At 42.5% G+C, this 26,258-nt stretch carries 23 protein-coding genes; 10 read left to right on the forward strand and 13 right to left on the reverse strand.

The window, feature by feature from the left end:
* Positions 1 to 3: 3 nt before the first annotated feature.
* From lpxD to rimO, 10 genes are all read right to left on the reverse strand, one after another.
* On the reverse strand, positions 4 to 1,074 hold the full coding sequence (lpxD, locus tag AC4MCD_RS08270; RefSeq protein WP_008305277.1) for a UDP-3-O-(3-hydroxymyristoyl)glucosamine N-acyltransferase: 1,071 nt from the start codon (positions 1,072 to 1,074) through the stop codon (positions 4 to 6).
* A 3-nt stretch (positions 1,075 to 1,077) separates the two neighbouring features.
* Entirely contained in the window at positions 1,078 to 1,569 is a 492-nt protein-coding gene (locus tag AC4MCD_RS08275; RefSeq protein ID WP_034592588.1) for an OmpH/Skp family outer membrane protein, read from the reverse strand.
* 80 nt (positions 1,570 to 1,649) lie between these two features.
* Entirely contained in the window at positions 1,650 to 4,139 is a 2,490-nt protein-coding gene (bamA, locus tag AC4MCD_RS08280; RefSeq protein WP_491875888.1) for an outer membrane protein assembly factor BamA, read from the reverse strand.
* Positions 4,140 to 4,177: 38 nt separating this feature from the next.
* A complete protein-coding gene (gene rseP, locus AC4MCD_RS08285) occupies positions 4,178 to 5,533 on the reverse strand; it encodes an RIP metalloprotease RseP (RefSeq protein WP_419365724.1) in 1,356 nt (451 codons plus the stop codon).
* 3 nt (positions 5,534 to 5,536) lie between these two features.
* Positions 5,537 to 6,733: a 1-deoxy-D-xylulose-5-phosphate reductoisomerase gene (ispC, locus tag AC4MCD_RS08290; RefSeq protein ID WP_419365725.1), complete on the reverse strand. Its 1,197-nt coding sequence runs from the start codon at positions 6,731 to 6,733 to the stop codon at positions 5,537 to 5,539.
* Entirely contained in the window at positions 6,734 to 7,558 is an 825-nt protein-coding gene (locus AC4MCD_RS08295) for a phosphatidate cytidylyltransferase (RefSeq protein WP_004786167.1), read from the reverse strand.
* A 5-nt stretch (positions 7,559 to 7,563) separates the two neighbouring features.
* Positions 7,564 to 8,316, reverse strand: coding sequence for a polyprenyl diphosphate synthase (gene uppS / locus AC4MCD_RS08300; protein WP_419365726.1), 753 nt, complete (start codon positions 8,314 to 8,316; stop codon positions 7,564 to 7,566).
* Between the two features lie 7 nt (positions 8,317 to 8,323).
* Positions 8,324 to 8,878, reverse strand: a complete 555-nt coding sequence (gene frr / locus AC4MCD_RS08305) for a ribosome recycling factor (protein ID WP_005235283.1) — start codon at positions 8,876 to 8,878, stop codon at positions 8,324 to 8,326.
* 79 nt (positions 8,879 to 8,957) lie between these two features.
* Positions 8,958 to 9,686 carry a UMP kinase gene (pyrH, locus tag AC4MCD_RS08310; protein WP_004786170.1) on the reverse strand — a complete coding sequence of 243 codons (729 nt, stop codon included), beginning with the start codon at positions 9,684 to 9,686 and terminating at the stop codon, positions 8,958 to 8,960.
* Between the two features lie 46 nt (positions 9,687 to 9,732).
* Positions 9,733 to 11,076 (reverse strand): 30S ribosomal protein S12 methylthiotransferase RimO, encoded by a 1,344-nt coding sequence (rimO, locus tag AC4MCD_RS08315; RefSeq protein ID WP_004786172.1) that lies wholly within the window; start codon positions 11,074 to 11,076, stop codon positions 9,733 to 9,735.
* Positions 11,077 to 11,426: 350 nt separating this feature from the next.
* Between rimO and glnL the strand changes: the two genes are divergently transcribed.
* Together glnL and glnG are read left to right on the forward strand one after the other, a co-directional pair.
* Positions 11,427 to 12,536, forward strand: coding sequence for a nitrogen regulation protein NR(II) (gene glnL, locus AC4MCD_RS08320; RefSeq protein WP_125278343.1), 1,110 nt, complete (start codon positions 11,427 to 11,429; stop codon positions 12,534 to 12,536).
* Positions 12,523 to 14,004, forward strand: a complete 1,482-nt coding sequence (gene glnG / locus AC4MCD_RS08325) for a nitrogen regulation protein NR(I) (protein ID WP_005235270.1) — start codon at positions 12,523 to 12,525, stop codon at positions 14,002 to 14,004. Before glnL ends, glnG begins: the two co-directional genes overlap by 14 nt.
* 56 nt (positions 14,005 to 14,060) lie before the next feature.
* Here glnG and AC4MCD_RS08330 read toward each other — a convergent pair whose 3' ends face one another.
* The 3 genes from AC4MCD_RS08330 to mnmG form a co-directional block, all read right to left on the reverse strand.
* Complete coding sequence (locus AC4MCD_RS08330; RefSeq protein WP_419365727.1) at positions 14,061 to 14,387, reverse strand: hypothetical protein; 327 nt, start codon at positions 14,385 to 14,387, stop codon at positions 14,061 to 14,063.
* A gap of 115 nt (positions 14,388 to 14,502) precedes the next feature.
* Entirely contained in the window at positions 14,503 to 15,696 is a 1,194-nt protein-coding gene (mhpT, locus tag AC4MCD_RS08335; protein WP_491875889.1) for a 3-(3-hydroxy-phenyl)propionate transporter MhpT, read from the reverse strand.
* A 310-nt stretch (positions 15,697 to 16,006) separates the two neighbouring features.
* On the reverse strand, positions 16,007 to 17,887 hold the full coding sequence (gene mnmG / locus AC4MCD_RS08340; RefSeq protein WP_419365747.1) for a tRNA uridine-5-carboxymethylaminomethyl(34) synthesis enzyme MnmG: 1,881 nt from the start codon (positions 17,885 to 17,887) through the stop codon (positions 16,007 to 16,009).
* Positions 17,888 to 18,136: 249 nt separating this feature from the next.
* Between mnmG and AC4MCD_RS08345 the strand changes: the two genes are divergently transcribed.
* The 8 genes from AC4MCD_RS08345 to purD all read left to right on the forward strand — a co-directional run bounded on the left by AC4MCD_RS08345 (position 18,137) and on the right by purD (position 26,226).
* On the forward strand, positions 18,137 to 18,526 hold the full coding sequence (locus tag AC4MCD_RS08345; RefSeq protein ID WP_419365729.1) for a hypothetical protein: 390 nt from the start codon (positions 18,137 to 18,139) through the stop codon (positions 18,524 to 18,526).
* A gap of 146 nt (positions 18,527 to 18,672) precedes the next feature.
* Positions 18,673 to 19,560 (forward strand): bile acid:sodium symporter family protein, encoded by an 888-nt coding sequence (locus AC4MCD_RS08350; protein WP_419365730.1) that lies wholly within the window; start codon positions 18,673 to 18,675, stop codon positions 19,558 to 19,560.
* Positions 19,561 to 19,647: 87 nt separating this feature from the next.
* Positions 19,648 to 20,547: a bile acid:sodium symporter family protein gene (locus AC4MCD_RS08355; RefSeq protein WP_180017654.1), complete on the forward strand. Its 900-nt coding sequence runs from the start codon at positions 19,648 to 19,650 to the stop codon at positions 20,545 to 20,547.
* A gap of 123 nt (positions 20,548 to 20,670) precedes the next feature.
* Positions 20,671 to 21,576, forward strand: coding sequence for a 50S ribosomal protein L11 methyltransferase (prmA, locus tag AC4MCD_RS08360; RefSeq protein ID WP_419365731.1), 906 nt, complete (start codon positions 20,671 to 20,673; stop codon positions 21,574 to 21,576).
* Positions 21,577 to 21,594: 18 nt separating this feature from the next.
* Positions 21,595 to 22,455: a DUF3426 domain-containing protein gene (locus AC4MCD_RS08365; RefSeq protein WP_419365732.1), complete on the forward strand. Its 861-nt coding sequence runs from the start codon at positions 21,595 to 21,597 to the stop codon at positions 22,453 to 22,455.
* Between the two features lie 401 nt (positions 22,456 to 22,856).
* Positions 22,857 to 23,126: a DNA-binding transcriptional regulator Fis gene (gene fis, locus AC4MCD_RS08370; RefSeq protein ID WP_001086304.1), complete on the forward strand. Its 270-nt coding sequence runs from the start codon at positions 22,857 to 22,859 to the stop codon at positions 23,124 to 23,126.
* A gap of 94 nt (positions 23,127 to 23,220) precedes the next feature.
* Positions 23,221 to 24,795 carry a bifunctional phosphoribosylaminoimidazolecarboxamide formyltransferase/IMP cyclohydrolase gene (purH, locus tag AC4MCD_RS08375; protein ID WP_419365733.1) on the forward strand — a complete coding sequence of 525 codons (1,575 nt, stop codon included), beginning with the start codon at positions 23,221 to 23,223 and terminating at the stop codon, positions 24,793 to 24,795.
* 147 nt (positions 24,796 to 24,942) lie between these two features.
* A complete protein-coding gene (purD, locus tag AC4MCD_RS08380; RefSeq protein WP_419365734.1) occupies positions 24,943 to 26,226 on the forward strand; it encodes a phosphoribosylamine--glycine ligase in 1,284 nt (427 codons plus the stop codon).
* The last annotated feature ends 32 nt before the right edge of the window (positions 26,227 to 26,258 follow it).

The raw sequence follows: 26,258 nt of genomic DNA on the forward strand, positions 1-26,258 counted from the left end.
TAATTATTTACGCAACTTAAATGTTGATTCAATGGACTCAATTTGAGATTGCATATGATCCAATCGTTTTACCAACTGGGTCAATGGCACATCTGCTAATTGTCTTAAGCGAACCACTGTGCGTTTCCATTGCTGATTTGGTAACAATCCCATGCCTGAAGAATAAGTGCCTTCCTCAGTAATGTTATTTGTCACCATTGACATTCCTGTCAAGGTCACATTATCGGTGATATGTAGGTGTCCTGCTACCCCACAAGCCCCCGCGAGAATACAGTTTTTGCCAATCGTGGTACTACCGGCAATCCCGCATTTGGCTGCAATCGCAGTATTTTCACCAATCTTGACGTTATGGGCGATTTGCACAAGATTATCAATAATGACACCTTGTTCCAGAATTGTGTCATCCAGTGCACCCCGGTCAATACTACAGTTTGAGCCGATCCGGACATCATCTGCAATACGGACTGAACCCAACTGGGCAATTCGATGCCATTTCCCTTGATAAGGTGCAAAACCAAAACCTTCACTACCAATCACGGTATTGGCATGGATCCGAACACGATTACCGATTTTCGTAGCACCTGTTAAAGTCACATGTGCATCAATAAAACAGTCTCGACCAATTTCAACCTGGTCGTCGATCTGAACGTGGGACTGGATAATGGTATTTTCACCCACCACACAATTCTCACCAATTACGGCATAGTGGCCAATATAGGCACTATCAGCAATGATGGCAGATGGATGAATTTGTGCGGTACTTTCAATTCCCTGAGTCGTATGCTTTTTCTCAAAAACGTGAGTCAGAATTGCAAAAGCCAGATAAGGATTGGCCACGACAATGAAGTTCTGCTGGGAAGTTAGCTGCTCTTTTAATTCAGCAGTCACAATTAAAGCGCCTGCCTTACTCTGAGCTGCCTGTTCCAGATATTTATCTGCATTGACAAATGCAAGGTCATGAGAGGTTGCATTTTCAAGACTTGCCAAACCTCTCAAACATAAATCTGCCTGACCTACATACTCACCTTGGACAAGACGAGCAAGGTCAGCTAACTGAAGTTTTTGATGATTCATCGATTATTTAATTGCATTAACCTTTTGAATCATTTTATCAGTTAAATCATACTTCGCGTCATAAGCAAGTACGGAATTTTTATTTAAAACCACGTCTAGCTTGTTTTCTTGGCGCAATTGTTCAGCAGCACGCTTCAAATTTCCTTCAAAAGCTTTATTCACACTTTGCATGCGCGTTTGCACGGTTGCCTGTACCTGTTGCTGCACACCTGCCAGTTGAGTCGCTTTACCTTCAAATTCTTTGGCTATTTTTTCACGTTCTGCTGGTGTTTTTGCAGCCTGGCCTTTTTGCTTGATTGCAGCAAGGTCTTTTTGAAACTGTGCAATCTGTGCGGTTTGCGGCTTGATTTCATTTTCCAGAGTGGCATTTTGCTGCTTTAAATAGATACTGTTTTGTACTACTTTTTCCAGATCAACAATTCCGTAATCATCTGCATGTGACAATGAAGTTAATCCCGCTAAAGCAATACCCATTGCCATCATCATTTTTTTCATGTTTTTACCCATTCAAAAAATTTTGCTCACAAAACCTGATGGCTTCATGAGCAAAATTTATATTTAAGATCAAAGTGTTCTTAGAAAGTACGCCCAATTTCAAACTGAATATTTTGAGTTTCATCACCGTCTTTATCATTCAACGGGTAGGCATAACTCAGTGATAATGGGCCAATCATGGTAATCCAGGTGAAACCAGCACCTACGCTATAACGCATATTGCCTGCATCGAAACCAAAGTTATCTTTACAGTACTGTTTACCACTAATCGAGCTGCCATTCACGAAAATATTATCATTAGATACATCACACTGAGTATCAAATACTTGAGCACCTTCAGCAAAGAGTACCGGACGAACCTGACGCGCCCAATCTCCCTTAAATGGAACAGGCAGAACTAACTCAGTACCAAACTGAACTAAAGCATTACCACCCACTTCTTCCGGGGATGGGTCAGTTCGGCCGATGTCAGAGAAATATACGCCTGGATATTTAGGACCTAAGGTACTGTTTTCATAACCACGTACTGAACCATAACCACCGGCATAGAAGTTCTTATAGAAAGGCAGGTCATTACCATAGCCTAAACGGCCATAACCACGCAGAACAAAGTCTTTACCTAATGGGAAGAAAGCCTGAGCGTCATAAGTGAGCTTTTGATATTCCACATCACTACCTGGCAAGGCAATTTCTGCATTGACACGATGTGACATACCTGTCGTCGGGAACATTGGACGGTTCAAGGTATTATAAGACCAACCCAGATTCAGGTTATAAGTTAAGAAGTCACCCTTGAATTCTTGCCCATAAGGAATATTTCTACAATCTTCAGTTGGATTACCCTCAGCATCTAAAATTGGCTCACAATATTCTCCGGTTTTTGTTTCTTTACCACCATTGCGTTCCAAATAGTCAGCCACATATGTAGATACGTATGGCCCTGTGGTCACTTCAGTCTGGTCTATATTCAGACCCAGGCTTACACTTTGGTTCTCATCAATTGGATAACCGAAGTTAATACCACCACCCAAGCTGTCTGTAACATAGTTGTTTACGTTATAGTCATCATCCAACTTTGTTTTACGGTAGTAAAGATTATAACCGCGACGTACACCATCAATCGTGAAGTACGGGTCCATTACACTCAAGTTATAATAATCTTGAGTTTCAGAACGTGACAGGTCAATCGAAACGCTGTTCCCTGTACCCAGGAAGTTAGTCTGACTTAGACCAGCCTGGAACGTTACACCACCACTTTGCGAGAAACCAACAGCTAGAGTACTTGTACCTGAATGCTGCTCTTCAACTGCCACATTCAAATCAATCTGATCTGGTGATCCCGGAATACGAACAGGTTTGATATCAACTGTTTTAAAGAAACCAGTACGCTCTAAACGTACTTTAGACAGGTCAATCTTCTCATTGCTTGCCAGCGCACTTTCCATCTGGCGCATTTCACGACGTAATACTTCATCGGCAGTTTTAGAGTTACCTGTGAAGTTGATGCGACGTACAGTCACTTGCTGACCCGGATTAATATAGTAGTTCAGGTCAACCTGTTTAGTTTCGTTATTAATCTGAGGTACAACATTTACTTCAGCATAGTAATAACCAGCATTACCATATTTACGTAGCAATAGCTGCTTGACCGCATTCACTCGTTCCTGAGAGTAGGTGTCGCCTTCTTTATACAACTGCAAAGCTTGTAACTCTTCAGGTTTATAAAGCGCATCGCCGAGGAATTTGGTTTGTCCAAACTTAAACTGTTCGCCTTCATTGACTGAAACTTCAATAAAGACATTCTTTTTATCTTCGCTCAGGTTCAGACTTGAATTGGTAATATTGAAGTTGATGTAACCGCGGTTCAGATACATCGCACGTAAAGATTCCAGGCTCGCAGCCATTTTTTCACGTGCATAACGATCATTACGCGAAATGACAGAACTCCAGCCACTTTCTTTAACAGCAAAGGCTTGCTTGATATCTGATTCTTTAAAGACAGTATTGCCGATAATATTGATATCAAAAACTTTAGCGGCTTTACCTTCAACAAAATCGATCAGCACTTCAACGCGGTTGTTTGGTCGAGGTGTCGTTGTTACCGTAATATCGGCATCATAACGACCTTGCTGCATATATTGCTGTTCCAGCTCGGTTTCGACTGTTTGCAGTGCAGATTTCTTCAGCACCTCACCTTCAGCCAGACCCATTTTTTTCAGGCCTTCTTCAAGCGCTTCCTTTGGAATCAGCTTATTGCCTTTCAGCTCAATTTTCGAAATTACCGGACGTTCTACGACCTGGAATACCAAGGTATTGCCTTGTTGAACGGCTTTAATGTCATCAAATAGCCCAGATGCATACAGGCTACGAATCGCATTGGCAATGATCGGATCATTCACCCGGTCACCACTGTTGATTGGCACCAAGCCGTACACATTTTCTGGAGTTAAACGTACCAATCCATCAAATTTTATATCTTGTACAATGAAGTCTTCTGCCGCATATACTTGTTGTGCTACTGCCATTGCACTAACGAGTGCCAAAGGCATAAATAAATGTGTGTGCTGCATGCCAGTCTTTTCCGCTGTTAATTATTCCATTTACGTTATTATAAACGCATAAAGTCATTAAATAATGCCAAAAGCATCATACTGCCAAGCAGTACCATACCAATTTTTAATCCAACCAATTGTATTTGTTCAGAAACAGGTTTACCACGAATTAATTCGATAAAATAATAAACCAGATGTCCGCCATCAAGCATTGGGATTGGCAATAAGTTTAATATCCCTAAACTTACACTCATTAGCGCCATAAAGGAAATAAAAGTTTCCCAACCCATTTCCGCACTTTGTCCCGCCACTTTGGCAATGGTAATCGGGCCAGAAAGATTATCCAGACCAATCAGACCACGTACCATTTTGACGATCGAGTTCAGAATCATTGAAGACAGATGTGCTGTCTTGTCAAAGGCCATCACCATCGCCTCAACAGGCGTATAGTGAATCGTCTGTTTATATTCAGCAGGAATTGTCACCTTGCCCGGATCACTTTGAACTCCGAGCATACCGGTTACATTCCCCATATTGTCACGTTTGCCTTGCGGCATGACCTGAAGATGCACGACCTGATTACCACGTAATACATCTATCTTAAGTAATTTTTCTGGTGATGCCTGTACAACCTGTACCACATCGAACCAGTCTTTCATCTGTACACCATCAATGGCCAGAATCTTGTCACCTTCTTTAAGACCCTGACGAATGGCTGCACCATCTTCACTCAGTTTGCTCACCACAGCCGGAATTTCCGGACGATATGGCAAGAAACCTAGTGTATCAAGGGGTGACTGACTTTGATCTTTAAGAAAGTCTTGAATTGGTAACTGGAATATCTTGTTTTCACCCGCACGGTCTGCCTGAATCGAGACCACACCAGTTTCACCCACACGATCCACCAAGGCATAACTCAGTTTTTCCCAAGTTTCGACTTGTGTACCATCTACAGCGACGATTTTATCGCCCTGCTGCATCTGTACTGCGGCTGCCGGTGTGTTTGGTAAGACCTTGCCTACGCGAGTATTCAGCTGTTCTTGTGCAGGTAAAAAAAGCACCCAAAACAGGACAACGGCTAAAAGCAAATTAATGAGAGGACCCGCAGCAACGATGGCAATACGTTTCCAGGGATGCTGACGGTTAAAGGCTTTAGGCAAGTCTTCTTCTGCCACACTGCCTTCACGCTCGTCTAGCATTTTGACATAGCCACCCAAAGGCAAAGCTGAAAGCTGATATTGGATACCGGACTTTTTGGAAGTCCATTTTAGGAGGGTTGGCCCAAAGCCAATGGAATAGACCAGTACTTTAACGCCCAGTTTACGTGCCACAATGTAGTGACCAAACTCGTGAATCGCAATTAAGGGACCGAGTAATAGGATTGCGGCTGCAATAATAAACAAGGCGTTCATGTCTTAACTTCCTTTATTCACAACATATTGCTGTGATAAACCTCGTGCTGTGTGATCTGCATGCAGAATAGTATCCAGATCGTGTGCTGGTTGATTGTCCATCTGGTTCAGGACAGTTTCAACCACCTGAGGAATTTGGGTAAATCTGATTTGCTGATTTAAAAATGCAGCAACTGCAATTTCATTGGCCGCATTTAAAATTGTAGGCGCAATCCCACCACTCTTCATGGCTTGACGCGCTAATTTCAGTGCCGGAAAACGAACCACATCCGGTTCCTGGAAATTCAGCTGTGAATGCTTAAACAAATCCAGAGCCGGGATATGAGTACTGATCCGTTGTGGCCATGCTAAAGCATGTGCAATTGGCGTGCCCATATCCGGGTTGCCCATTTGTGCCAATGTCGACCCGTCTACATATTGCACCATGGAATGAATAATACTCTGTGGATGCACAACAACTGTAACAAATTGTTCTTGAACTGCAAACAAATGACACGCTTCGATAAGTTCCAGCCCTTTATTCATTAAAGTAGCGGAATCTACGGAAATCTTTTGCCCCATTGACCAGTTTGGATGTTTGCAGGCTTGAGCAGGCGTCACATCATGCAATTGTTCAAGCGAATGGTTCAGGAATGGACCGCCAGAAGCAGTCAGTAAAATCTGATGAACACCGAGCTTAGGTTGACCATTACGTTCGGCATCAAAGTAGTTTTGAGGCAGGCACTGGAAAATCGCATTATGTTCAGAGTCGACTGGCAATAATAATGCACCATAATCTCGCGCAGCTTGCATCATGATGTCGCCGGACATGACCAAGGCTTCTTTATTGGCCAATAGGACACGCTTACCCGCTTTGACTGCAGCCAATGTAGGAAGCAGGCCCGCCGCCCCGACAATTGCTGCCATCACGATATCAACATCCGCATGCTCTGCGACTAAAATTAAGCCCGCTTCGTCCTGAAGAATTTCGATATCTGATAAGCCCTGTACTTGTAGCAGCTCAGAAAGTTCATCGACTTTATTTGCAGGCACTACCGCCACCTTAGGACGATACTGCTGACAGATTTCTGCCAGCTCAGTAATACGACTTTGCGCTGTCACAGCGAAAACCGAGTAAGCTTCAGGATGTTGCTGCAAAATTTTTAAAGTACTTTGACCAATTGAACCTGTAGCACCCAGTATACAAACAGCTTGTGACATTTATAAATCTACGCCAATAAGTTTTAAAACATATATGCCTGTTGCAAAGATAGGAGCTGCAGCAAGCAAAGAATCAATACGATCTAGTACACCACCATGACCCGGCAAAATACGGCCCGAATCCTTGATTCCAGCACGACGCTTAATCATGGATTCAAACAGGTCACCTAGCACTGAACTAAACACGGTAATAACAGAAAGAATCAGGAATAGACATAGCTCTGGCCAGGTCATATCCAGATAAAGTGAAGCGACGGCAACCACGATGAGCATGGAGGTAAGAATACCGCCATATAGGCCTTCTACCGACTTGTTTGGGCTGACATTTGGTGCGAGTTTTTTCTTGCCGAACTTGCGTCCAACAAAGTAAGCGCCACTGTCTGCACCCCATACCAGCAGAAACAGGTACATCAACCACCACGGGGAGTTTAGCCAAACCGAGAAGATTGCTGTAACAGCAGCAGAAACCAGCACAATCCCGATGCCGTGCAAGCTGACATTGTACCAGCCATCATAATCAGGATAGGTTTTAACCCAGTAGATACTTAGCAACCAGGTCAGAATAGATGCTGACCACAACAATAAGGCCACATCCCAATAGTATAAAGCCAGTGCAGATAAGGCTGCAGTCAGTAGACCATAGCCCCACGCCACTGGCTTGATTACATTTTTACATTTTCGCGGCATGAGTTTAAACCACTCATAGCCTGCCACCCCGGCAGCCACAACCATCAATGCGAACATTGGATATTGTGATTTGGTCGCAAACATACAGCTTAGTACGACTGCAACCAGCACCAATGCGGTTATAATCCGCTCAAACATGTGTATTAATTCTCAAGTCTTTCTTGAAAAATCTGCTCTGATGTTTTACCGAAACGACGTTCGCGCCCGCCAAATACAGCAAGTGCATCATCGAATTCCTCTACAGTAAATTCTGGCCATAAGGTCTCAGTAAAATACAGCTCTGCATATGCTGCCTGCCAGAGCAGGAAATTGGACAGGCGGAAATCTCCACCGGTACGAATCAGCAGATCAACAGGCGGCAAGTCACTCAAACTGACATATTGACCGAACACATCAGTATCAATTGCTTCAAGATCTAATTTATTTGTTAAAACATCCGCAGCAATCTGCTTCGCAGCTTGTGCCATGTCCCACATTCCACCATAGCTGATTGCAATGGTAAGCGTCATACTATCGAAATTAGCAGTCCTTTGTTCTGCTTGCAACATCAATGCTTGCAGTTCAGGAGATAAACGCGACCGATCACCAATAAAACGTAAAGCAATATTAAATTTTTGCATCCGTGGCAACTGTTCATGAATCGTGTCTTCCAACAACTTCATGAGCAAGTCGACCTCATATTGGGGACGGTTCCAGTTTTCGCTGGAGAATGCAAAGACCGTTAAAGCCTGGATATTTCTTTTTCTACAATGTTCAACAATCGGGTCTAGAACCGTTTTTCCTTCACGGTGTCCATCGCCTTTCTGCATCTGATTTTTTTTGGCAAAACGATTGTTGCCATCCATGATGATGGCAACATGTTTTGGAAGACGGGAATTTTCTTCAGAAGCGGTCATTGATGAATTAGACCTTCATCAATTCAGCTTCTTTCGCAGCCAAGCGTTTGTCTACTTCAGCAACAAATTTGTCTGTGATTTTCTGAATTTCGTCAGATGCACGACGTTCATCATCTTCAGAAATTTCTTTTTCTTTCAACAATGCTTTGATGTCACCCAATACATCACGACGGATATTACGGATCGCAACTTTGGCATTTTCAGCTTCGTTACGTGCAACTTTCTGCATGTCACGACGGGTTTCTTCAGTTAGTGCAGCCATCGGTACACGGATCGCATCAGCAGTAATCGGGTTCAAACCAAGATCAGACTCACGGATCGCCTTATCAATCGCAGCAACCATTGAACGTTCAAATGGTTGAACTAGCAATGTACGTGAATCTTCCACGCCTACGTTTGCAACCTGATTCAATGGCACATCAGAGCCGTAGTAAGGAACCATGACGCCGTTCAAAATTGATGGATGCGCACGTCCGGTACGAACTTTAGCGAAACCATGTTCTAACGAGTCAAGAGACTTGTTCATACGCTCTTCTGCGTCTTTTTTAAGATCGTTAATCATATGATCTTCCTTACTTAATTCTTAAAAGATGTATTTACCAAATTAGGAGGTAGTATAAAGGGCTTTGTAGCTCACGTCATTAATTGGTGACGTGAGTTCCTTCTTTTTCACCCATCACTACTGAAAGCAATGCGCCAGATTTGTTCATGTCAAATACTTGAAGTGGCACATTATGATCACGACATAGGCAGATCGCGGTTAAATCCATGACGCCCAACTTCTCGTCCAGCACCTGATCAAATGTCAATGTATCGTATTTCACTGCATCTTCGTATTTGCTTGGGTCTTTGTTGTAAACACCATCAACTTTAGTCGCTTTCAGGATCAGGTCAGATTCAATCTCGATACCACGCAAACAAGCTGCTGTATCCGTAGTAAAGAACGGATTACCTGTACCCGCTACAAATACGCACACTTCACCTTGAGTCAGATGACGAATCGCATCACGGCTAGAATAAGATTCAACCACTGCACCAATCGGTAATGCAGACATCAAACGGGTTTTGATATTACGGCGTACCAAAGCATCACGTAATGCCAGACCGTTCATGACAGTTGCCAGCATACCCATCTGGTCACCGGTTACACGACCTACCAGACCATCTTTTTGCAACTGGCTACCACGGTACAGGTTACCACCGCCCACGACGATACCGACTTGTACACCCAAACCCACGAGATGCGCAATAGAAAGTGACATCTGATCGAGCACTTGTGCATCAATACCCATGTCTTTGTTCCCTGCCAGTGCTTCACCAGATAGCTTTAGCAGGATGCGACCAAATCGTGGCTTTTTAGAATCCAACATCATCAAACTCCAAATTATTTAATATAAATTCTTTTAATTCAAAATCTTAAGCAGACTTGATTGAGATCAGCTTAGCAAATAAATCATATTCATCTGCATCAGTGATTTCGACTTCAAGCAAATCCCCTGCCTTAATCACACTTTTGTCGATATCTTCAACAAAAACATTACCATCAATTTCAGGCGCATCCGCATATGAGCGTGCTACAGCAACCGGGAATTCTTCTTCCAGGTCATCGACTAGCACAGTCATTTTCTGGCCAATACGTTTTTGTAGCTTCGCTGCTGAAATTTCCTGCTGAACCTGCATGAAACGTTCATAACGTTCTTGCTTGATCTCTTCCGGCACATGGTCTGGAAGATCATTCGCTGTCGCACCTTCAACTGGTGAATAAGTAAAACAGCCAACGCGATCCAGTTGTGCTTCTTTCAGCCAGTCCAGAAGCATCTGGAAATCTTCTTCCGTTTCGCCCGGGAAACCCACCACAAATGTAGAACGGATGACTAGGTCAGGACATTTCTCACGCCATACTTTTAAACGCTCCAGTGTATTTTCACTGTGCGCTGGACGTTTCATCAGTTTCAGGATTCTTGGGCTGGCATGCTGGAATGGAATATCCAGATAAGGCAGGATTTTGCCTTGAGCCATCAAATCGATCACGGCATCTACGTGTGGATATGGATAGACATAGTGCAGACGCACCCAGATGCCCAATTGACCCAATGCTTCACACATGTCATAGAATTTGGTTTTAACTGGCTGGCCGTTCCAGAAGTCCAGTTTGTATTTGGTGTCGACACCATAAGCAGAAGTATCTTGGGAGATCACGAGTACTTCTTTGACACCTGAACGTTTCAGTGCCGCAGCTTCTTCAAGCACAGAACCGACTGGACGGGAAACCAGATCACCACGCATGCTTGGAATGATGCAGAAGGTACAACGGTGGTTACAGCCTTCTGATATTTTCAGGTATGCATAATGTTTAGGGGTTAAACGGATACCCTGCTCAGGCACCAGATCAATAAATGGATTGTGTTTTGGCGGCTCAGGAACATACTCATGTACCGCATCCATCACTTCTTCATATGCTGCTGCACCCGTCACTTTCAGGACATTCGGGTGCATTTGGCGAATTTTATCTTCGTCTTTTCCTAGACAACCTGTTACGATAACACGACCATTCGCGCTCATCGCTTCACCGATGGCATCTAAAGACTCTTGTACTGCAGATTCAATAAAACCACAGGTATTTACTACTACTAAATCAGCACCGTCATAATCCGATGCGACATCATAACCTTCAGTCTTTAACTGAGTTAAAATTCGTTCAGAATCTACCAATGCCTTAGGACAACCTAAAGATACAAAACCGACTTTGGGGGACTTCATGAATCTGCGCTCCACTAGAATGCGCGTATTGTATGTCTTTTCGCATCATAAAAATAGTTGAAATGGCCACTCTTTGCATCACGCACTAAAATAACGCCATAAAATATTCAATATAAAAGCTTATGCACCAAAATGAATCATTTTAGGTTTACAGCCTCAATTTAATCCGTTATACCTGAGTTTGATTGGGCATCCCCGTCAGATTTCGTGCATTTTTCAGCAAAATTTTAACAAGAGTTCTAAAGTTGGCGTGCATCTTGCTTAATTTGCCTCAAATCTGAACTTTGAAATTGTTATTTTGCTTTATGAAGATGCCATTGCGCCATTTTAATACAGGAAAACCACCGCTAATGGATCAGCCTCTTTCCATCGACTATCGCCTTTTGGTGGACAACCTGACCACTGCCATTATGCTGGTTGATAGTCATCTGAATATTTATTACTTAAATACAGCCTGCGAGGCTATGTTTGATGTCAGCTTGTTACGCGCATCAGGTACGCCGGTATTGAACATACTTCAAGCGCCGACAGATGAATTCAATACTGAAGAATCTCTATATAACACGCTGCACACAGGCCAACCTTATACTCGCCGTGAGGCGACGATCATCGTTAACTTTAAAGACATTCATGTGGACTATACAGTTTCCCTGCTCAATGCGGGCAAGCCAAATCATCCTTTATTGCTGATCGAGCTGAATCAGCGTGACCGTATGCTGAAAATCTCTCGTGAAGAAAACTATATCCAGCAGCACCAAGTCGCGCGCCAATTAATTCGTGGTGTTGCACATGAGATCAAGAATCCACTCGGTGGCATTCGTGGTGCAACCCAGCTTCTGGCACGTAGCCTTGAAGATCCAAAATATAAAGAGTTCACTGACATTATTATTAGTGAAGTGGATCGCCTGAGAAATCTGGCAGATAGCATGCTCGGTTCACGCCAGCTACCAAGCTATGAAATGGTCAATGTGCATGAGCCTTTAGAACGTGTCCGCTCACTGATCGTGAATCAGACTAAAAAGAAAATTAAAATTACCCGGGACTATGACCTGTCCCTACCGGAAGTTCTGGCAGATCGTGATCAGCTCATTCAGGTCATGCTAAATATCTGCGTGAATGCCGTTCAGGCGATGACAGAAAACAAGGATTTCTTTGTCGAGCATCAACCGGAACTCATTTTAAGAACCCGGATTCAGCGTCTTTATACCATTAGTGGTGTGATTCACCGATCTGTGGTTCGAATCGACATTGAAGATAATGGTCCTGGTGTTCCAGACGATATTATCGAAGCCGTGTTCTACCCGCTGGTGACCAGCCGTGCCAAAGGTACCGGACTAGGTCTCAGCATTGCTCAAAATATTATGCATCAACATAACGGAATGATTGAATGCCAGTCAGTTCCAGGAAAAACCGTATTTAGCTTATTTTTACCTTGGGAGTCAGATCATGTCGCGAAATAAAATATGGGTGATTGATGACGATCGTGCCATGCGTTGGGTACTAGAAAAAACATTTAAAGAAGAAGGTTTCGACGTTACCAGTTTTGAAGAAGCCCAATCAGCACTTGATCAATTGGGTGTCGATGCACCTGATGTGATCCTGACCGATATCCGTATGCCAGGGATCGATGGTCTAACCTTTTTAGGCAAAGTAAAAAATACCAATCCTGATCTGCCAGTTATTATTATGACAGCACATTCAGATCTGGAATCTGCGGTGTCCAGCTATCAAACGGGTGCTTTTGAATATCTGCCAAAGCCATTTGATATTGATGAAGCATTGGCACTGGTTAATCGTGCGATTTTGCATATCACCAAATTACAGCAGCAAGAATCTGCCAAATCTGCACCAACGATTCAGTCAACTGAGATTATTGGTGAATCGCCTGCGATGCAGGAAGTGTTCCGTGCGATTGGCCGTTTATCTCAATCACATATTACCGTGCTGATTAATGGTGAATCCGGTACAGGTAAAGAACTGGTAGCGCATGCCCTGCACCGCCATTCACCGCGTAGCAATAAACCGTTTATTGCACTGAACATGGCGGCAATTCCAAAAGACCTGATTGAAACTGAATTGTTTGGTCATGAAAAAGGCGCTTTTACCGGTGCAAATACGCAACGTCAGGGCCGTTTTGAACAGGCCAACGGCGGTACGCTGTTCCTGGATGAAATTGGCGACATGCCTTTTGAAACACAAACGCGTTTGTTACGTGTCCTGGCAGATGGTGAATTCTATCGTGTTGGTGGTCACATTCCGGTTAAAGTTGATGTACGTATTGTGGCTGCAACGCATCAGGATCTGGAAAAGCTGGTACATGACGGCCGCTTCCGTGAAGACTTATATCATCGTCTAAACGTGATTCGTATTCATATTCCTAAACTGGCGCATCGTTCAGAAGACATTCCGATGTTGGCACAGCATTTCCTCGCGCGTGCAGGTAAAGAACTGGGTGTAAATCCTAAAATCTTACGTCCTGAAACTCAGGAATATATGCAAAAGCTACCTTGGCAAGGTAACGTGCGTCAGCTTGAAAATACTTGTCGCTGGCTGACTGTGATGATTACCGGTCGTGAGGTTTATCCAGAAGATCTGCCACCTGAATTGAAGCAGATTCCAATTCAGCAGCAAGATCCGGGTGCTCCAATTCCAAACCTAAATCAGATTGCGCCGCATCATTGGGATGAATTACTGGGTCAATGGGCGATCCAGAAACTGAAAAACGGTGAAATGAAGCTGTTAGATGTGGCTACACCAATGTTTGAACGCACACTCATCAATGCTGCACTACAACAAACCCGTGGTCGTAAGCGTCATGCAGCCGAACTTTTAGGTTGGGGACGTAACACACTCACTCGTAAGCTGAAAGAACTCGGCATGGACAGTGCGGATGACGATGAAGTAGAAGAAGTCGAAGGCCAGGCCTGAAATTAAAAAAGCACCCAAGGGTGCTTTTTTATTTCTTATATATAATAGTTAGATTCTTACACTGTTAAACCGATATAACGCGAATAACCTGCCGCGCCTAGATCCGATTTTAAAATCAGATAATTCGGATAAGTACTTGTAGTGATTTCTTCGAACATATTGACGATGTCATCATTGGTATGTAGCTCATCAACCGTTTTTTGCATGGTTTGCTCAAATTCATCGGTAATGTATTCAAAACCGATATCCATAGCGATAAAGAGCGTATGTTCGCAAGGTTGGACATATTGTTCTTCTCGCCAATTAATGATGTCTTGATGGCAATGAGGGCAAGCAATATTGTCAGTGGCTTGGATATCAAGTTCGACGAGTTGGTAAGACATAATCTTCATCAAATGCTGTTTGACATAATGTTATCAAAGCCATTAACAATGCATAAGCTACAAACATAAAAAAAGGCAGCTTAAAATGAGCCACCTTTTTTAAATTTGCAAATATTTATTTAATTTTAGATTTGTATTTAGACAAAGCAGTCACTGCTACAGCTGAAATCATCACTGCTGGCAAACTTGCCATCAATACACCGGTAGTCCCCAAACCGAGTGCCAAGATTTTCCCTGACAATAATGGCCCAGTCATTGCACCTAAACGTCCCAGAGAAATTGCACTACCCACGCCTGTTACTTTACCTGTGTCTGAGTAGAAAATTGGCGAAATGCCGTAAAGAATCGACTGACCACCTGTTGAGAAAATCCCACCCATCAAGCCAGCAAGAATAAGTAATGGAATGACTTTACTTGTAAATAACAAGATCAGTGCAACAGCTAAGCCAACATAGATAATTGCTGCCATCTGCCAAAGTTTCAAACGATCCAGCATAAAGCCTAAACCAAGCGTACCTACCAATGCCCCTACTTGGAAGATCAGCATAATACTAAACGCTTGTGGTTTTGATAAACCTTGTTCCATTAATAAGTTCGGCAACCAACTGATCAGAATGTAGTTAATCATCAAGGTAAAGAAGAAACCTACCCACAGTGGTATGGTACGTTTATATTGTTCAGTTTTAAACAAAACCTCTACCATTGGCGGAACGATTTGTTTTTTAGTATGGGTTTGTGCTTTTTCTTTTAAGATAAATGCCATAAATGGAAGTAATAGCAACGGCGCTAAACCACCAATTAAGAATAAGGTATGCCAAGAAATATCTTTAAAGAAAATTGCTAAGCCTGCTACAAAAATAGCCCCTACAGGTAAACCGCAATACATCAAACTGTTTAATTTACCGCGATTAGCTTCAGTCGCTTCATCACCTACAACTGAAATCATGGTTGGCATTGCAGCCCCCAAACCTAAACCCGTTAGAAAGCGCGCAATATAGAATACCTCAATACTTGTTGCTACAGCAGTTAATGCCATGAATGCACCAAAGATTGAGATTGAAAGCATCAGTACTTTCTTTTGCCCCAAGTAATCTGCAATACGTCCTCCAAAGAACGCACCAAATAACATACCGAATACACCAAGGCTAAAGACATAACCCATTTCAACTTGACCAAGGCTAAATGTTTCAGCAATTCCTTTTGCAGCAATACCCGGCGCTTGCAAATCGAAGCCCTCGAAAAATGCCACCCAAAAACATAAAAATATGACTAAAAACTTTTGTAATTTATTTTGTTGTATTGATGCCATGATTCCTCTCCAGCAGTAAACAGCTTGCCTATTGTTTGACTGAGCTTGCAGGGGAATTGTCTGCCTATAACCAGAAAATATATACCACTACAATGGTCGGAATTGGACTTGTGGTAATTTGATTTAAAAGAAGGATTAAGACTTAGAAACAATAGCTATATTTAATATTGCAATTTTTATTATTAAAATAAATATAAAAATCAAATATTTATTTATTGATAAATAATTACTATCAAATCATTACCAAAAGTGATGATGATCTTTAAAAATAAAAAAGCCCGCATTACACGGGCTTCTTTAATTCAAAATCTTAAGCAAATTTTTTCGCTTGAGCATTCTTACGAATAGTGATCATCACCAATTGAACTGCTGCTGGTGTTACACCCGGAATACGGCTTGCCTGAGCCAGTGTTTCAGGACGAATATCTTTCAGCTTCAAGGTAATTTCGCGAGAAAGACCTGAAACAACATCATAGTCAAAATCAGCAGGAATCTTGGTTTCCTCTAAACGTTTCATTTGCGCAACGTCTTGATGCTGACGGTTGATATAACCTTCGTATTTCACCGCAATTTCAATTTGATCACCGACTTGCGCTGAAACTTCAGAACCTGTGAGCTCTGCAATTTGAGCAAATGTGATGTTTGGACGTTTCAGCAAATCAATCGCAGAACACTCTTTAGAAAGATCAGCACCTGTCATTTCCACGAATTTTTTACCCATTGGGTTGTTTGGTGCAGCCCAAAGATGTTGCAAACGACCTGTCTCTTTCTCTACAGCTTCCATTTTTTCACAATAAGCTGCCCAACGTTCGTCATCTACCAGACCCATTTCACGACCGATCGGTGTTAAACGTTGATCCGCATTGTCTTCACGTAGCATCAAACGGTATTCCGCACGTGAAGTGAACATACGGTACGGTTCTTTAGTACCTAGTGTGATCAAGTCATCAACCAGTACACCCATGTACGCCTCATCACGTTTCGGTGTCCATTGTTCCTGATCCCAAGCGCGACGTGCTGCGTTCAAGCCTGCAAGCAAGCCTTGAGCACCCGCTTCTTCATAACCTGTTGTACCGTTGATTTGACCAGCAAAGTACAGATTATTGATCGCTTTGGTTTCCAAAGTGAACTTCAACGCTTGAGGGTTGAAATAATCGTATTCGATTGCATAACCTGGACGAAGAATGTGCGCATTTTCCATACCACGGATTGAGCGTACCAATTCAAACTGAACATCAAATGGTAAAGATGTTGAAATACCGTTAGGATAAAGCTCATGTGTATCCAGGCCTTCAGGCTCAAGGAATACTTGGTGAGAGTCTTTATCAGCAAATTTATGAATCTTATCTTCAATCGATGGGCAATAACGTGGACCTACACCTTCAATCACACCGGTATACATTGGTGAACGATCTAAACCGCCCCGAATAATCTCATGAGTACGTTCATTGGTATGAGTAATGTAGCAATTTACCTGTTCAGGGTGCATAGACACATCACCCATAAATGACATGGTTGGAGACGGGAAATCACCCGGTTGTGGTGTCATTACAGAGAAATCAACTGAACGCGCATCAATACGTGGTGGCGTACCTGTTTTTAAACGACCTACTGGCAAGTTCAATTCACGTAAACGATGTGCCAACGAAATTGAAGGAGGATCACCTGCACGACCACCTGAAGCATTGTTTAAACCAATGTGAATCACGCCACCCAAGAATGTACCCGCAGTCAGCACTACAGTTTTCGCATCAAAACGAATACCCATCTGGGTCACGACACCTTTAACAGTATCGCCTTCAACAATCAGGTCGTCTGCCGCTTGCTGGAAAATATCCAGGTTCGCTTGATTTTCTAAAGTCTCACGAATTGCCGCTTTATAACGAACACGGTCAGCCTGCGCACGAGTTGCACGTACTGCAGCGCCTTTACGTGAATTCAGAATACGGAATTGAATACCGCCTTTATCGGCAGCCAGTGCCATCGCACCGCCCAAGGCATCAATTTCACGCACTAAATGTGATTTACCGATCCCGCCAATGGCTGGGTTACAGCTCATCTGCCCTAAAGTCTCAATGTTATGAGTTAAGAGTAATGTCTGTCGACCCATACGTGCTGCAGCCAGTGCTGCTTCCGTACCTGCGTGACCGCCACCGATAACAATGACATCGTATACTTTAGGATAGTGCATAGTGGTAAATAGAGAGATAGAAAAAGGATAGCTGAACATTATAGCAAACTTCCTTCCAAAGTTGACAAAATCACTTGAATTTATCCTTCGGAATTTGCCCTGCCCGCCTATAAAGCAATGTAATTAAACTTTGCATACTTACTATATAAATTAAACATCTAAACTCAAAAAGTTACCCGACTCATATTGTTTAATATTGATTAGTTTTTAATCTATAAAGTGGTCACATTACAAACAAAGGTATACATGATGAATAAGAATATTTTCCTAGCAACAGCGCTCTGCGGTCTATGTTTCGCTCCATTTGCAGCCTCAGCAAATGATAAAGTCGAAAAGGTTTATAATGCCCAAAAATACCAGCAAGTTTGTAAAGGTAAATCAGAGGGTGCTCCTGTAAGTTTTGCTTACCGCGGTATTATCTGGAATGGTACCTGTCAGCAACAGTTCTTCCCTTCATCATCAACCAATATCAAAGGCGATGAACCTGAACTTTATACATCTTGTAGTTCAGGCGGCGAAACTTCTGCAACCATTAATGGCACTCAGGTCAATGGTAAATGTGCATTAGGCTTTACCCCTCCACGTCCACAGTCACAAATGCAAACTCAGCCTCAAACCCCATCTCAATCAGGGATGTAAATCACTATATAGCTAATTAAATATATTTTTAATCAGAAACTTAACGGGTAAAATGCATAAATTTTACCCGTTTTTATATTGCTTATTTATTCATCTACGCTAAACTCAAAATATACCTAAAAAATGAATAATAAAAAGGAAACTTCATGGATTCGGGGGTTTTTAGCTTATTTTTGCCGATTACTTTGGCAATTACGATGATGGGGTTAGGACTACAGTTAACAATCAAGGATTTTCTACATGTTAGCCGTTATCCTAAGGTGATTTTCATTGTCTTATTCTCACAACTGGTGATTTTAACCGGTTTAACCTTTTTAATCTGTCTGGTACTGGATCTGCCGCCATTGCTTGCTGTAGGCATGATGCTGCTGGCTGCCTCTCCAGGAGGTGCTACTGCCAATCTGCTGAGTTATCTTTATAAAGGTGATGTTGCACTTAATATCACGTTAACCGCCATCAATACGATTATTTCTATTTTTACCTTACCTTTTATTATGAACCTGTCCCTGTACTATTTTATAGGACAGGATACCGGCATCGGCTTACCACTTGAAAAAATGGCTCAGGTTTTTCTGATTACGATTATTCCGGTTGTGATCGGCATGTTGATTCGGGCAAAATTTCCAAAGCTTTCAGATATTGTACATATGCCAATGCGGCTGCTATCTATCGCTTTTTTAAGCATGCTCTTGATCTATGCCATTTTCCAAGAGCGCTTTAACATCATCGAATATTTTGCCAGTATCGGGATTGCTACTTCCATATTATGTTTTTCCAGCCTGTTTCTCGGTTATTGCCTGCCTTTATTAATGGATATTCCAGACAAGATGGCACGCGCCTGCACCTTCGAAGTCGGCATTCATAATACGACTGTATCCATGACGATTGCGATTTCTGTCCTGAATAATGTCACCATTGCCATCCCTGCGGGTATTTATTCAATTGTCATGTACGTTTTTGCTGGTATTTTTGGCTTTATGATTAGTCAGCAGAAACTTAGCTATAGTGGCAAGAGTCGTTTATCAGATTTGTAACTTTCTAAGTCAATTTCCTGCTTAAGCTGTATGCTTTTTATAGAAAATTTAAAACTATTAAAATAAATTTCTATAAGGAGCATACAGATGGACTCTGGCATCATAACAATATTCCTCCCCCTCGCACTCGCCATCATCATGGTGGGATTAGGACTCGAACTCACGCTTAAAGATTTTGCCCGGGTCAGTCAGCACCCTAAAGCAGTGCTGGTTGCCTTGTTTTGTCAATTAATTCTACTGGTAAGCATTGCTTTCATTCTATGTAAAGTTCTGGCTTTACCACCTTTACTTGCTGTTGGTCTGATGTTGCTGGCCGCATCGCCAGGTGGCAGTACCGCAAATCTGTTCAGCTATTTGTTTAAAGGCGATCTAGCCCTCAATATTACCTTGACTGCGATCAATTCGGTGGTTGCTGCATTTACCTTGCCTTTAATTATGAACTTTTCCATTATGCATTTTATGCAGGACAGTCAGCAGATCAGCTTGCAGTTCGGAAAGATTCTGCAAGTGTTTGGTATCATTATTATACCAGTCGCGATTGGTATGTTGATTCGTCATTATGCGCCTGCGCTTACAGTAAAGTTAAACAAGCCTCTCCGCATTTTTGCAGTCCTCTTTCTGGTGCTGATTATTGCAGGAGCAATTTATAGTGAACGCGCCAATATTGCCGAATATCTGACTCAGGTGGGTTTAGCAACCGCCCTGTTCTGTCTCTTCAGCTTAATGATTGGCTATTTTGTTCCACGCCTGATGAATATCAATTCCGCTCAGGCACGTGCCAGCGCCTTCGAGATCGGTATTCATAACAGCACACTCGCCATGACTATTGCACTTACTGTCATGTCCAGCACTGTAGTTGCTATGCCCGCTGCGGTTTATTCAATCTTTATGTATATCTTCGCGGCTATTTTTGGATTATTACTGAATCGCTTTGCTCCAGTAGCTGCACGCCCTACCATCTCTCCCACTCAAGAAAATGCGTTTTAACCGGTTTTCGTAAAAAGGGTGCGAAAGCATCCTTTTTATTTGACTCCGTCTCAAGAAGATCACACCTTCAAGCTGAACTTCCGTTACAATAGCTTTTTGAAAAAATGTATAAAGGTTATTTCTGTGAAGTGGTTACAAATTCATATTACAGTTGATCAAGCTCAGGTAGATTTTACTGAAACATTACTTAGCTCACTGGGCGCCGTAAGTGTCACTCTGGATGATGCTGAAAACCAGGATTTACTGGAACCACTTCCAGGTGAAACACCGCTCTGGAATAAAGTGATCGTGACTGGCATCTATGCTCAAGAAGATGACGAAGAAGAAATCGATGTAGCTGCATTGGAAACCTTTATTCGCGCACAACTACCTGAAGCACCGATCCGCCATGAATTCCTGGAAGATCAAGCTTGGGAACGCACCTGGATGGATGCCTACGAGCCAATCCAGATTTCTGAAAAATTCTGGATTGTTCCAGAGTGGATGGAAGTGCCTGAAGCAGATGCAGTGAATATTAAACTTGATCCAGGTTTAGCTTTTGGTACAGGTAACCATGCCTCTACTTTCCTTTGCTTGCAATGGCTGGGTAAAACCGATGTAAAAGACAAGATCGTGATCGATTATGGCTGTGGTTCAGGCATTCTGGCTGTCGCGGCCCTGTTACTCGGTGCCAAATATGCCTATGCAACTGATATTGACCCACAAGCTGTTTTAGCGACTAAACAGAATGCTGAACTGAATGGCGTATTGGATCGACTTTATGTTGGTTTACCGGAAAAGTTCAATGCAGAACTTGGTGAGCAGAAAGCAGATGTGTTTGTTGCCAATATTCTGGCTGGCCCACTCATGATGCTTGAGCCTGAGTTCGCAGAATTGGTCAAACCTGAGGCAGAGTTCGCACTCGCAGGTGTTATCGAAGAGCAAGTTGCTGATGTTACTAGCATTTACTCAAAACATTTTGATATATTAGAAGTAGAAAAACGCGATGAACACTGGTGCCGTATCTCGGGGAAACGCCATAAGAATTAAAGAGTCTATAAAACATTTATGAGTGACAAGCGAACCCACTGCCCGACCTGCTCTACAACCTATAAAGTTACGGTTGCGCAATTAACCATTGCCCAAGGCATGGTTTGCTGCCCAAAATGTAGTACGACCTTTAATGCTTTATCGCATCTGGTGACCGAAGCACAGAATTCGGTCGCCCTTACCCATACGCCAAGTCATGTTTCTTATATTAATAGAAGCCTCGCCGAATCTACTTCTTCAGCTAATTCTTCAGGTCAGCACTATTTACTGAACATCTTTGATGAAAAAGTTGAAAACTCAAATATTGATCTGAAAACCTATCTGAACAACCTGAATTATTTCAGTACCGAACCGATTGCAGTCCTCCCTAGCATGAACTGGGATGATCAGGCTGATAAACAGCACAATAAAGGCCCGCTTTATTATTTAGGCTGGACCAGCCTGAACCTGTCCCTATTTGGATTACTGTTATTTCAATTCTTCTGGTTCAATCCGCACTATATTAAGAATAGTCATGTGATGAGTGTGGCTTTTAACAATATCTGTGAAGTGTTCAACTGTTCCAATCTGGAAGAACATTACAATCTGATCAATACCAATAAGGTCAAAGCCAAAGCGATTGCCACAGATAAAACCCAGTTTAGTGGCGAGCTGATCAATTTCCACAAGCGCAGTCTGGAAATGCCAAACTTGAGAGTTCACCTTAAAGATCAGGGTGTGGTTTTGGCGACTTATAATTTAAAACCTCAGGAATACCTGATCGAAAGCCTGGTCAAGATTCAACGTATTCCCCAAAACAGCCCATTTAAATTTGAATTTGTGCTTCCTGTCGACCGTAAAGACTTCGATAATTACAGTTTGGAAATAATTCGACCTTAATATTGATAAAAACTATTAAAAAACGAAAAAAAAGTTAAAAAAAATGCAGTTTTCTTGCTCACTTTTCCCGAGACAATGGTATTATACGCGCCACGAAAGCTATGTGCTGCAAACTCCTCGCTACTTTTTCACAACAAATACAGTCTTGCCTAATGCGCTATAAAACTTATTGCGTATCGAGCAGATTTTTTTGTTTTGATTTTGGTCAGTAACAAAACTTTAACTATTGTTACGCTTATTTTTCGACCAAATCGTCGAGATGTGGCAAGCTACAAGCTCAATGTAATGACCAAGTTTTAGAACTCCAGTTTTAGGATCTAAAATGGAGTTCATTTCAATTTCTAGACCACTTTTATATATCGCTTTACCCAAGTGATATTTGATTTTTCGGATTAATTCGCATGAATAGCAAATCTCCTATTTTTACTGCACAATCTGATGTCGCTCTTCGTATTCACGTAGATCGCGCAGTTCGCCACTACTTTGCACAACTGCAAGGCGAGCAACCTTCTCAGGTGTACGACATGGTGCTGGCAGAAATGGAGAAGCCTTTATTATCTGTCGTTCTAGAATATACGCGTGGTAATCAGACACGCGCTGCCGAGATTCTCGGACTAAACCGCGGTACTTTACGTAAAAAGTTAAAAGCTCACGGTTTAATGAGTGAATAAATGGTAAAATGCTTGCGGCTACCGCAGGCATTTTTTTTGACTGTTAATTAGCTATTTAGATTTAATCTGTTCCTTGGTAACTGTGACGAAGATCATGACTATTAAACGCGCTTTAATCTCTGTTTCCGATAAAACCGGTATTGTGGAATTTGCACAAGACCTTGCTGCTCTTGGGGTAGAAATTTTATCTACAGGTGGTACATACAAATTGTTGAAAGACAATAATGTCGCTGTAGTAGAAGTTTCGGAGCACACTGGTTTCCCAGAGATGATGGACGGCCGTGTAAAAACGCTACATCCGAAAATTCATGGTGGCATCCTGGCTCGTCGTGGTCTAGACGAAGCTGTGATGGCTGAACACAACATCGATGCGATCGATCTTGTCGTTGTTAACCTGTATCCATTTGCTGCAACTGTAGCGAAACCAAACTGTTCACTGGCTGATGCGATTGAAAACATCGACATCGGTGGTCCAACAATGGTTCGTGCTGCTGCAAAAAACCACGCATCTGTGGGTATCGTGGTAAACGCTGCTGACTATGCAACTGTAATTGCTGAGCTTAAAGCTGATGGTGCTTTATCTTATGCAACCCGTTTTGACCTTGCGGTTAAAGCATTCGAACATACTGCTCAATATGACGGTATGATCGCATCTTACTTAGGCGCTCGCGTAGGTAAAGAAGAAGGTCAGGCAGACAAATTTGCGCGTACTTTCAATACTCAATTAAACAAAGCTCAAGACTTACGTTACGGTGAAAACCCGCATCAGTCTGCTGCTTTCTATGTAGATCCTGCTGCGAAAGAAGCTTCTGTTGCGACTGCTAAGCAGCTACAAGGTAAAGAACTTTCTTATAACAACATCGCGGATACTGATGCTGCACTTGAATGTGTGAAATCATTTGCGAAACCTGCTTGTGTGATCGTAAAACATGCGAACCCATGTGGTGTTGCAGTTTCTCTAGATGGCATCAAAGCAGCTTATGATCTTGCTTATGCAACCGACCCTGAATCTGCATTCGGTGGCATCATTGCATTCAACCGTGAATTAGACGTTGCAACTGCGCAAGCAATTGTGGATCGTCAATTCGTTGAAGTGATCATTGCTCCTAGCATCGCTGAAGGCGTACTTGAAGTAACTGGCGCGAAGAAAAATGTACGCGTACTGGTATGTGGCGAACTTCCAGCGATTAACGAACGTGCTCCACAACTTGACTACAAACGTGTAAACGGTGGTTTACTGGTTCAAGATCAAGACTTGGGCATGATCACTAAAGATGACTTGAAAGTTGTGACTAAACGTGCTCCAACTGAACAAGAAATCGATGACATGATCTTCGCTTGGAAAGTTGCAAAATACGTGAAGTCTAACGCGATTGTTTATGCGAAAAACCGTCAAACTATCGGTGTGGGCGCTGGCCAAATGAGCCGTGTAAACTCTGCTCGTATTGCTGCAATCAAAGCTGAACACGCTGGTTTAGTGGTTGAAGGTGCAGTAATGGCATCTGATGCATTCTTCCCATTCCGTGACGGTATCGATAACGCGGCTAAAGCTGGCATCAAATGCATCATCCAACCAGGTGGCTCAATGCGTGATGAAGAAACTATTGCAGCAGCTGACGAAGCTGGTATTGCAATGGTATTTACTGGCATGCGTCATTTCCGCCACTAATTTTTAAGTATTAAATTCCAAACCCTCCTTTTCGTAAGGAGGGTTTGTTACATCAGTAGATTATTTAATATCTTGCTATAAGATGTTAAAAGATTTTTAAACCTCATTGGGTTTGTGGAATTTCATTTTCGAGGGAATTTTCTAAAGATGAACATTTTAGTTTTAGGTAGTGGCGGCCGTGAACATGCACTTGCATGGAAAATCGCACAAGACGATCAAGTGGCAAAGGTATTTGTTGCACCGGGCAATGCAGGCACCGCAACTGAAAATAAATGTGAAAATGTCGCTTTGGACATTCTCGACAATCCTGCCATCATTGATTTTGCAAAAAACAATACAGTTGAAATGATTATTGTGGGTCCTGAAGCACCGCTTGTGAATGGTGTGGTTGATGCTTGCCGCGAAGCAGGCGTGAAAGTTTGGGGTCCAACTCAATTTGCTGCTCAGCTGGAAGGCTCTAAAGCATTCGCGAAGCACTTCTTAAAACGCCATAACATTCCAACTGCTTTCTACGATGTATTTACTGAAGTAGATGCAGCAAAAGCTTTTGTTGAGAAAAATGGCGCGCCAATTGTGATCAAAGCTGACGGTCTTGCTGCGGGTAAAGGCGTAATTGTTGCCATGACCAATCAAGAAGCATTTGATGCGATTGATGACATGCTGGCAGGAAATAAATTTGGTGATGCCGGTTCTCGTGTGGTGATTGAAGAATTCCTTGCAGGCGAAGAAGCATCTTTCATTTGTATGATTGATGGTGACAACATTCTGCCAATGGCGACGTCTCAAGATCATAAACGTATCTTTGAAGGTGACCAAGGTCCAAATACGGGCGGTATGGGTGCTTACTCTCCTGCTCCTGTTGTAACTGCTGACGTGTTTGAAAAAGCAATGAATGAAGTGATGCGTCCAACTGTGGAAGGCATGAAAAAAGACGGTCACGTATACACAGGTTTCTTGTATGCAGGCTTGATGATTGACGACCAAGGTCAACCGAAAGTAATCGAGTTTAACTGTCGTTTTGGTGACCCTGAAACTCAACCAATCATGATGCGCTTAAAATCATCTTTAGTTGATTTGGTTCAAGCAGGTCTTGAAGGTAATTTACCTGCAGAAGCTGAATGGGATGAGCGTAAAACTGTTGGTATCGTACTAGCATCTAAAGGCTATCCTGAAACTTCTAGTAATGGCGATGTGATTTCTGGTTTAGATACTGAAATGACTGATGCGAAAGTGTTCCATGCAGGTACAAAAGCCAATGAAAAAGGTGAAATTGTCACTGCGGGTGGTCGTGTTCTTTGTGTCACTGCACTGGGTAATACCATTGGTGAAGCGCAAGCCAAAGCTTTAGAACTTTGCCGAAAAGTAACGTTTGATGGTGTTCAATACCGTAAAGATATTGGTTATCGCGCGATTGCTCGTGAAAATGCTTAATCTATATTCAGATTAAATAAAAACCCCGCTTA

It is taken from the genome of Acinetobacter sp. CAU_H_78 (genome assembly GCF_058599365.1).